Annotated in this window: 9 protein-coding genes; 3 read left to right on the top strand and 6 right to left on the bottom strand. The window is 49.9% G+C overall.

The window, feature by feature from the left end:
• Positions 1-183: universal stress protein (locus ABYT30_RS11030; protein WP_373096471.1), on the top strand; the 183-nt coding region annotated here is incomplete at its 5' end.
• A 19-nt stretch (positions 184-202) separates the two neighbouring features.
• On the opposite strand, the gene ABYT30_RS11025 is transcribed toward ABYT30_RS11030, so the two are convergent.
• The gene (locus tag ABYT30_RS11025; protein WP_373096469.1) at positions 203-2,098 is read right to left on the bottom strand and encodes an ATP-binding cassette domain-containing protein; all 1,896 of its coding nucleotides are present in this window, start codon (positions 2,096-2,098) and stop codon (positions 203-205) included.
• An 88-nt stretch (positions 2,099-2,186) separates the two neighbouring features.
• On the opposite strand from ABYT30_RS11025, the gene ABYT30_RS11020 reads away from it, so the two are divergent.
• Positions 2,187-4,124 carry a transglycosylase SLT domain-containing protein gene (locus ABYT30_RS11020; protein ID WP_373096467.1) on the top strand — a complete coding sequence of 646 codons (1,938 nt, stop codon included), beginning with the start codon at positions 2,187-2,189 and terminating at the stop codon, positions 4,122-4,124.
• Here the strand turns inward: ABYT30_RS11020 and ABYT30_RS11015 are convergent.
• The 3 genes from ABYT30_RS11015 to ABYT30_RS11005 form a co-directional block, all read right to left on the bottom strand.
• Positions 4,121-4,927 carry an MOSC domain-containing protein gene (locus tag ABYT30_RS11015; RefSeq protein ID WP_373079398.1) on the bottom strand — a complete coding sequence of 269 codons (807 nt, stop codon included), beginning with the start codon at positions 4,925-4,927 and terminating at the stop codon, positions 4,121-4,123. The genes ABYT30_RS11020 and ABYT30_RS11015 overlap by 4 nt on opposite strands.
• Positions 4,927-5,193 carry a glutaredoxin family protein gene (locus ABYT30_RS11010; protein WP_373079396.1) on the bottom strand — a complete coding sequence of 89 codons (267 nt, stop codon included), beginning with the start codon at positions 5,191-5,193 and terminating at the stop codon, positions 4,927-4,929. Before ABYT30_RS11010 ends, ABYT30_RS11015 begins: the two co-directional genes overlap by 1 nt.
• Before the next feature lie 88 nt (positions 5,194-5,281).
• Positions 5,282-6,586, bottom strand: a complete 1,305-nt coding sequence (locus tag ABYT30_RS11005) for an ammonium transporter (protein ID WP_373079394.1) — start codon at positions 6,584-6,586, stop codon at positions 5,282-5,284.
• A 469-nt stretch (positions 6,587-7,055) separates the two neighbouring features.
• Between ABYT30_RS11005 and ABYT30_RS11000 the strand changes: the two genes are divergently transcribed.
• Complete coding sequence (locus ABYT30_RS11000) at positions 7,056-7,820, top strand: TrmH family RNA methyltransferase (RefSeq protein WP_373096465.1); 765 nt, start codon at positions 7,056-7,058, stop codon at positions 7,818-7,820.
• A 47-nt stretch (positions 7,821-7,867) separates the two neighbouring features.
• On the opposite strand, the gene ABYT30_RS10995 is transcribed toward ABYT30_RS11000, so the two are convergent.
• On the bottom strand, positions 7,868-9,043 hold the full coding sequence (locus ABYT30_RS10995; RefSeq protein ID WP_373079390.1) for a VWA domain-containing protein: 1,176 nt from the start codon (positions 9,041-9,043) through the stop codon (positions 7,868-7,870).
• 1 nt (position 9,044) lies between these two features.
• A partial coding sequence (locus ABYT30_RS10990) for an AAA family ATPase (protein ID WP_373096463.1) occupies positions 9,045-9,854 on the bottom strand: 810 nt, incomplete at its 5' end.

Here is a 9,854-nt window from a genome sequence, read left to right as displayed (position 1 = left end):
TTACTCAGTGGCCGTCCCGACAGCCAAATTCACGAGCTTGCTAAAACCCTTGAGGTTGACCTTGTCATTGTCGGTAGCCATGGCCGCAAAGGCTTAGCCCTCCTCCTTGGCTCGACTGCTAACGGTGTATTGCACGGCGCGGATTGCGATGTCCTTGCCGTGCGGGTCGGCAGCCAGAAGTAAGACCCCTAATTGGCTAAACTCACTCAGCCAATTCGAGCCAGCGCTCCATACAGTGATCTAATTCCGCTTGGGTACTGGTGATTTTATCAAGTACCTCGGCAATCCTACGTTGATCTTGCTGATAAAAATCGGCGCTTCCAGACTGTTCCGCCAGTTTTTCAAGACTTTCTTCTAATGCCTCGATTTTACTGGGTAAATTATCCAGCTCACGCTGATCTTTATAGCTAAGTTTGCGCCCTTTTGGCGCAGTTTTCGCGGGCGAGGGCGATGTGCCTTGCTGCGCAGACGGTGAGACCGTTGGCGCCGCTTTCTCTTGGGCCGCTCGGCGTGACATATAAGCCGACACCTCACTATAGCCGCCAATATGCTCGCTAATCACGCCCTGCCCCTCAAACAGCAAGCAGCTGCTCGCGACACTATCAACAAATGAGCGATCGTGACTAACCAGTAAAACAGTACCACTGAAATCAACCAATAAACTTTCAAGTAGTTCGAGAGTTTCCATGTCCAAATCGTTGGTGGGTTCGTCCATCACCAACACATTTGCTGGCTGACTAAACAAGCAGGCCAATTGCACTCGCGCTCGCTCACCGCCCGACAAAACGCCAAAATGGCTGCGAGCCCGCTCAGGACTAAACAAAAAATCACCGAGATAACTCATTATATGTCGGTCTTTGCCATTGATCGTGACGGCATCTCGCCCCTGACCAACAATGTCAACGACTCGCTGACTTTCATCAAGGCGGTCACGCAGCTGGTCAAAGTAGGCAACTTGCAGGTTAGTGCCCGCCTTTACGGTGCCAGATTGCGCCTCTAACTCACCCAATATTAAGCGTAGTAAGGTCGTTTTACCTGCGCCATTAGGACCAATTAGGGCCAATTTATCGCCGCGACAAACCAGCAGAGACAAATTCTCGACAAGCAGCTTACCCGGCACCGCAAAAGTCACATCAGTAAGCTCGGCGACCACCTTGCCGGTGCGATCTGCCTGATTCACGCTTAGATTGGCCGAACCCGTCTGAACCCTGCGCCGCGATCGCTCCGAGCGCATCTTTTCAAGGGCACGCACCCGGCCTTCATTGCGAGTGCGGCGCGCCTTGATACCTTGGCGTATCCACACCTCTTCTTGCGCTAGACGCTTATCAAATAATGCGTTGTGCTCGGCTTCAATTTCTAAAGCGTGTTCGCGAAGCTCTAAATAGCGTGTGTAATTGGTGTCGTAATTGGTCAATATACCGCGATCCAATTCGACAATACGGGTGGCCAATTTTTCAATTAAAGCCCTATCGTGGGTAACAAACAGGACACAGCCCTGAAAGGACATCACACACTGCTCTAGCCACAAAATACCATCCAAATCCAAATGGTTGGTCGGTTCGTCCAGCAGTAGGATATCAGGGTCACAAACCAAGGCTCTGGCGAGGGCTACCCGACGACGCCAACCACCGGATAAGCTACACACTTTGGCGTCAGCATCTAACTCCAGACGCGACAGGATATTATCAATACGCTGCTGGAACGACCAACCGTCGTGGGTTTCTATCTCTCGCTGCAAATGTTCGAGCTCTTTTAACTCGGCATCGCCCATATCGCCAATAATCAGCTCATGATAACGACGCAAAACCTTCCCTAGGCCGGCAAGACCGTCAGCCACAACGTCGTATATGGTTTCCTCAGGCGAGGCAAAATCCAGGGTCTGCTCCATACGCGCGATTTTGACCCCGGGCTGGCGCCATACCTCGCCTGCATCTACACTTGAGCTGCCCTCCACTATTCTCAGTAAGGTCGACTTTCCGCAGCCATTTCGCCCCAATAAACACACTCGATCACCAGCTTCGAGTTGTAATTCGGCGTTATCCAGTACAATCTGTTGTCCAATACTATGCTGTAATTGTGTAGCACGTAACAAAGGCATATATTTGATCCAAAATAGGGTCGGCGAAGGCCTCTTGGCATTCGCAAAAATTTTTACTCATCGAAAAGTCACGCAAGGCTGTAGGGATATGAACCGCTTTTTCACCCTTTTACTCGTACTGGCAATCCAAGCGACGAATGTTAATGCCGACCCCGCAACGGATACCAGCCGCAGATTATACCGCGAAGCGCTGACTGAAATCAGCCGCGGCCGCATCGCCAATGCCGAAAAGCTAGCACCTCAGCTGAGTAACTACGCTTTATACCCGTATCTGGAGCTAGAATTACTCAAAGCGCAGATCAACCAAGTGTCGCAACAAACCGTTGACGTCTATTTGCAGCAGTATGGTGACACGATTACCGGCCAACGTATCCGTCTATCCTGGCTGAACAAATTACAGCGCGATCGCAACTGGCCACTTTACGCTCAGTACTACCGCAGGAGTTCATCAACTGAAAACGCCTGCCACTACGCCCATGCACTGCGCCAAATTGGCAACGATCGCGACGCCGACGCCGCTGTTAGCGAACTTTGGAGCACACCGTACTCGCTGCCCAAAGAGTGCGACACACCTATTAAACAATGGCTAGGACGCCTCAGCAGCGCCCAGACCGAACAACAGTACTGGCGCCGCGTCAACCTCGCGCTTAACAGCGGCCAAACCGACATGGCGAACTACTTGCTTCGCAAGATAAACGGCAGCGAAATCTATATTGAAATTTTGCGCAATCCAAATCTGCTATTTAGCAAAGGTCTGACGCTAAGCGCCAACGACCGTAATCGTGATATTGCCGTTCACACCCTAAAGCGTCTTGCCAAGGGCGACTTTGAGCGCACCAACACCTTGTGGCAACAGTTAGATCGCCAGCTTAAATTTACCCCCAGTCAAAACTACGCCCTGCGCGACAGCATGGCCCGGCAAATAATTGCGAGCGACGCCGATTACACACGCGACTGGGTCATGGCCACAGACCCCAACTACGAAGACCCGTATTTAACCGAATGGCGTATTAGGCTAGCGCTAAAAGATGGCGACTGGGCAGCCGTTCAGCATATTGCCCAATTCCTGCCTGAGGACAAAAAGCAAAAAGCTGATTGGCGCTACTGGTCCGCTAGAGCTGACATTGAGCTACGTGGCGAAATCACCGTCAGTACTCAGTTAGCCTTACAAAAACTTGCTGCCGAACGCGGTTATTACAGCTTTTTAGCTGCCGACATTCTTAATGAAGACTATCAACTAAGTGCAAATCGCACGCTTGACCCGGCTCTGATTAGCGAGGTAGAACAACATAGCGCCATCGCTCGCGCTAGGGAATTATTCCTCATCGGCGAGACTGCAACGTCCAATCTCGAGTGGGCCTATGCGATGCGCAGCTTGAATAAAGCTGAACAAGTCGCTGCAGCGCAATTAGCGCTCGACTGGGGCTGGCACCATCAGTCGATTATGACGGCTCTGAAAGCCGATGCGTGGGACGATTTGGAGCTACGCTTCCCAACGCCCCATCAAGACAGTTTCCGCAAAGTCGCCAAGCGTGAAAAAATTCAGCTAAAGTGGATTTACGTCATTGCCCGGCAAGAAAGTGCATTTGCGCCCGCCGCAAATTCACCGGTCGGCGCACGCGGCCTTATGCAATTAATGCCCGGCACCGCCAAGCTGGTTGCCAAGCAAATGGGCCTGCCCACACCCAGCACCGCGGACTTAGTCACACCAGAAAAAAACATTGCCATGGGCGGCTATTATCTTGGCCAATTACTTGAGCAATTTGGTGGCAATCGAATTTTAGCGACCGCCGCCTACAATGCTGGCCCGAGTCGCATCGAGCGTGTCCTGTTACGCCAAACGAAAGATATGCCCGCCGACATCTGGATAGAAAACCTACCCTATGGCGAAACCCGGGAGTATATTAAAAACGTACTCGCCTTCAGTGTTATATACGCCGCCAAGCTCGATTTAGAAAAACCACTACTGGCTTCTAGCGAGCGTCAAATTGGGCCCAAAAACAGCACGACGGCATTCAAAAATTAAGTCAGCTGCAGCACCTCCACCGCGTCGCCCAAGGTAATCGCCCCTTGGCCGCGGTGGATCATATTTTGCCCGAAAAAAACTTCGTCATTGCGTTGCCGATGCGTTTTTAGCATTCGAAACACATCAGGCTCGCGAGACGCATCCACCAAATTTACGGTCGGAATCGCGCAACGCGCACAAGGCTTAACCAAGTCGAACTCGATATCGCCAATACGAATCCGGCGCCATTGATCCTCCGCGAAAGCTGCGGCACCCGAGACCACAATATTCGGTCGAAAACGCAACATATCCAAGCTCCGACCAAGCGCGTTACTAAGCACCTGTAATGACGCCTCATTACAGAGTAAAAAGGGAAAGCCATCGGCAAAACCAACTCTATCGCCATCCTGAGCAAATCGCCTATCTACCTGGCGATGACTGGATTCCGGCATATAGCAGAGCCGCAGGGCAGCGCCAAGCTGCTGACTGAGCCATGCAGCAACCTCATCTCCTGCATCAAAGGCTACACAGCAATCATCCCACACAGTGACATCTCTCGCCGGCTCCCTGCCACTAAGCTTTACAAAGACCCCGGACCCCGGCACATCGAGATGCCACAAATAAACACCACCGTCGCGAGACTCAGCGCCAATTCGGCACATTTTAGGTAGCTGGCGCTGTGTAATAAACCCGCCGCCCTCGTCAATAACCATCCAACGTCGATCACCATCAGCGCCCCAATCAGTGACATCCATGACACGTTGAGCATGGCCACGCAGAGATTTAACGGGGTAGGAATAAAGCCCAGAAATTAAAATACTCATCAACTCCCCTGCTCGCCAGCAAATTGCAATATTTTTGCATGGTCAAAAGGCCAGCTCAATTCAGCACCACTATCAGTACGGACAAACACAGGAATCGTCAGGGCGTAACGCTCTAGCAAGCTGTCATCGTCGGCAATATCAATAATTTCGATCTGCCAATCCCTGCCCTGCGCTAAAATTTCACTTAAAACGGCTTCAGCCGATTCGCATAAATGACAGGCAGAGGTCCCATACAATAAAAAAGAATTCGCCGTCGGCCGATCCATACCGCTACTCCCCATCACATATCAGAAACGCTAAAAGGCAAAAAGCCCAGCAATGCCGGGCTTTTCAAAGAAAAACGACAGTGGTTTATTATAAATCGTAACCCACTTCGTTGTGACAAGTAATATCCAAGCCTTGAGCCTCTTCATCCGCGCTCACACGCAAACCAATTAACTTGTCTATAGCAACAAATAAACCGTAGCTAATTATTGCGGTATACGCGAAAGTTGCGCCGATACCAATTAACTGTACTTTCAGCTGAGAAACAATTGTCATGCCCTCGGCAAGACCTTGTCCACTGAATATACCCAGCTCACTGCTGGCAAAAATACCCGCTAAAAAGGTGCCCAAGATGCCGCCTACGCCGTGCACCGGAAAGACATCGAGAGAGTCGTCAATTTTCCAAACCTGCTTGATAGCAAGCGTACAGTAAAAACATACGATACCCGCACTTAAACCAATCACGATCGCACCGGCAGGGCCGACAAAGCCAGAAGCCGGCGTAATAGTACCCAAGCCCGCGACCATACCGGTTACCGCGCCCAATGCACTCGGCTTGCCGTAGCGCTTCCACTCTATCACCGACCAAGTTAAACAACCGGTTGCTGCTGACAAGTGGGTAACCAACATCGCCATACCAGCATCGCCATTAGCCGCCAAAGCGCTACCAGCATTAAAACCAAACCAGCCAACCCACAGCATGCCCGCACCAATGAACGTCATGGTCAAATTGTGCGGAGGCAGCGCCATCTGGCCAAAACCCTGGCGCTTACCAAGCACCAGCGCTGCAACGAGTGCCGCCACGCCTGCGGTGATGTGAACAACGGTACCCCCGGCAAAATCCAACAAGCCCATTTCGGCCAGCCAACCGCCACCCCAAACCCAATGGGTTACGGGTGCGTAGACGAGCAATAGCCACAACGCAGAAAATATCATCACCGCCGAAAATTTAATCCGCTCAGCAAAGCCACCAATAATCAGCGCCGGCGTAATAATCGCAAAGGTCATCTGAAACATTATAAAGACAGTTTCAGGGATATCGCCGCTGACGCTCCCTTCGCCGACACCCGCAAGAAACGCCTTGCTAAGGTCACCAATAAAAGCAGTACCCTCGCTAAACGCTAAGCTGTATCCCGCCACAACCCACAGCAGCGAAGCCAAACACGTGATGCTAAAACACTGCATCAATACACTCAGTACGTTTTTACTGCGCACCAAGCCACCATAGAACAGAGCAAGACCCGGTAAGGTCATAAATAAAACCAAGGCTGTTGAAGTCAACATCCAGGCCGTATTCCCAGAATCAATCTCTTGGGCAAATCCCCACTGTGGTGCACCAGCAGCAGCCAAAAAGCCCAAAATTTGTAGAGGGGGCCAACTTCCCAGCTTTTTCATCAAAAATATCTCCCAGTGCAAATTATTTTGCACCAATAAAGGTCGTTATTTGTTTTGCCGCTCACTATTAGTGCAATAATTCAAAGTATTCCTGTTAAGCAGCTATTAAAAAAGCTCACAAAAATCACCCTAACACACTGTTTTAACGAACATTTCTCTAGATAATAAGTATTAAATACAGAGATGGCCGTCATCGCGACACAAGATTAACCGGATAACACCCAGCCATTGCACAATAACAATGCAATATCTGTGCCCAAATATAAGGCGCCAGCACCATGAAAAAGCACTCGCGATAACTACTACTGTGCATAACAATATATTCACAACACAAAACAAGGTAAGCCGAGGCATTATCAATTAAAATGCTCGAATACATACCATGTGATATGCAGCCCTTGGTAGCGCTATTCGACACGCGTAGCCAATGGCACAAACACGCTAGTCCACCGCAAAATAAGCGAAACTTATGAGCAGCGAGAATTATCAGCAACGCAAAGCATTTTTCGATCAATTATTAACCATTTACGGTCGGAAGCCCGTTCTCGAGGCGCTTCAAGACCCCAGCATGCAGGTCTATAAACTCCACCTTGCTCAAAGCAACAAGGAAGACGGCATCATTCGCGAGTTGCGCCAACTAGCAGAGAAACGCAATATCGACATTGAAATGCACGAGCGTAAAGCACTATCGCGCATCTCAAAAAACGGCAAGCAAGACCAGGGCGTTGCAGCGGACCTGCAACTCAGTGCCTATCAAGCAAGCTCGACGATTACTCAAGCGCATTTAGAGACTGCACCACGGCGTTATCTGGCCTTGGATCGAATTACCAACCCCCAAAATCTAGGTATGATTATTCGCTCGGTCGCTGCCAGCGGAATTGACGGCCTAATTTTACCGCGGCGCGGTGGCGCACCACTAACGGCACTGGTTATAAAGGCCAGTGCTGGTACCTTATTTAAAGCGCCACTATTTCACTGCGAGGATTTAGCTCAGGAATTACTGCGCATGAAAGATGACGGCGCCACTCTCTGCTGCCTCTCGTCGCACGCGCAACAGTCGCTGCTTGACTATAAGCCAAGTAGTAGCACGATCTATGTTCTCGGAAATGAAACTGACGGGGTAAGTAGCAATATCGAAAAGCTGTGCAATGCTCGTCTCAAAATCCCAATGCACAATGGTGTTGAGTCTCTAAATGTAGCGGTCACTGCTTCACTTATAGCCTTCATGGCGTGAAGAAAGCGGCAGCAACGATAGCTCGTAATTACCGCTGCCGCACAAAATTATTTCGCGAGATAGGCCATGGCCCTTTCTAGGCCACCTAGGGTCATCGGGTACATATGCCCCTCTAACTGCTGCTCAACAATCTTAATAGACTGAGTCCAATCCCAATCTGAAGGAGGCACTGGGTTCAGCCAGGCAACTTTTTCGTAGGTTTCGAGCACGCGGCGCATCCATACATCGCCAGCCTCTTCGTTCCAGTGCTCTACACTGCCACCGGGCTGAACAATCTCGTAGGGCGACATTGACGCATCACCGACAAATATTATTTTGTAGTCCGAGCTGTATTTATGCAGCACGTCAAGCAACTGAATACGCTCTGCGTGGCGGCGAATATTATTGTCCCAAACCGACTCATAGATGTAGTTATGGAAATAATAATATTCCATATGCTTGAACTCGGTACGCGCCGCCGAAAATAGCTCCTCACAAACTTTGATATGTGGATCCATCGATCCGCCAACATCAAAAAACAGTAGTACCTTCACCGCATTGTGGCGCTCAGGCACCATTTTTAGATCTAACATCCCGCCATTTTTTGCAGTCGACGAGATCGTATCGTTTATATCTAGTTCCTCTGCCGCGCCAGTACGTGCAAATTTCCGCAGGCGCCGCAAAGCGACTTTTATATTACGCGTACCCAGCTCAACACTGTCATCCAGATTTTTAAACTCGCGCTTTTCCCAGACCTTAACCGCCTTTTTATTGGTGCTTTCCCCACCTATGCGTATACCTTCCGGATTGTAGCCACTGTGGCCAAAGGGCGAAGTGCCGCCGGTGCCAATCCATTTATTACCACGTGCATGACGGCCCTCCTGCTCTTCTAGACGCTTTTTAAACTCTTCAATCAGTTTATCAAGGCCACCTAAAGATTCAATTTTGGCTTTTTCTTCCTCGCTCAGTTGCTTCAGAAAGTCCTTGCGCATCCAATCGTCTGGAATTAGGGCTTCGATGATGTCATCAAGGGTATTTAAATCATTGAAATAATTACCAAAAGCCTTGTCGAAGCGATCGTAATACTTTTCATCCTTAACCATGCACAGTCGCGCTAACTGGTAAAACTCATCGACATCAAGAAATGCTAAGCGCGCCTCAAGGCCCGCTAGCAGATCTAAAAGTTCGCGAATTGTTACCGGAACGCCGGCATTGCGAAGACTGAGAAAAAATTGTACTAACATACTAGCTGCGGCTCTCGCGACGATGCATAAAGGCCAGTCGCTCTAGTAAATGTACGTCCTGCTCATTTTTCAATAAAGCGCCGTACAGCGGCGGTATCGCCTTGCTGGCATCGCGGTTTTTAAGAATTTCACCTGGAATCTCATCGGCGAGCAACAGTTTCAACCAATCTATCAATTCTGAAGTAGACGGCTTTTTCTTCAAACCCGGAATCTGACGAATTTCAAAGAAGACTTCCATTGCTTCGGCAACCAGCTCCTTGGCAATAGTGGGATAGTGCACAGCAACAATCTTCTGCATGGTTTCCCGGCTTGGGAAGGTTATAAAGTGGAAAAAGCAGCGGCGCAAAAAGGCATCAGGCAGCTCTTTCTCGTTATTACTGGTAATGATGATAATCGGCCGATGCTTGGCCTTAACCGTTTCGCCAGTCTCGTATACAAAGAACTCCATACGATCAAGCTCAACCAGCAGGTCATTAGGGAATTCAATATCCGCTTTATCAATTTCGTCGATCAGCAACACCACCTGCTCGTCGGCCGCAAAGGCCTCCCAGAGTTTTCCCTTGCGAATATAGTTGCTGATATCTTTAACTTTTTCATTTCCAAGCTGCGAATCCCGCAAGCGCGACACCGCATCGTACTCATACAGACCTTGCTGCGCTTTCGTCGTCGATTTGATATGCCACTGAATTAGGGTTTTACCCATGGATTCAGCAACTTGCTCTGCCAGTAAGGTCTTACCCGTGCCTGGCTCGCCTTTAATAAGTAAGGGACGCTGCAATGTCACTGCCGCGTTAACGGCCATACTCAGGTC

Origin of the sequence: Zhongshania sp. (genome assembly GCF_041623545.1) — a bacterium.
Taxonomy (GTDB): domain Bacteria; phylum Pseudomonadota; class Gammaproteobacteria; order Pseudomonadales; family Spongiibacteraceae; genus Spongiibacter.
Note: the sequence above shows the minus strand (reverse complement) of the source record. Positions and strands in the feature narration are given on the sequence as shown.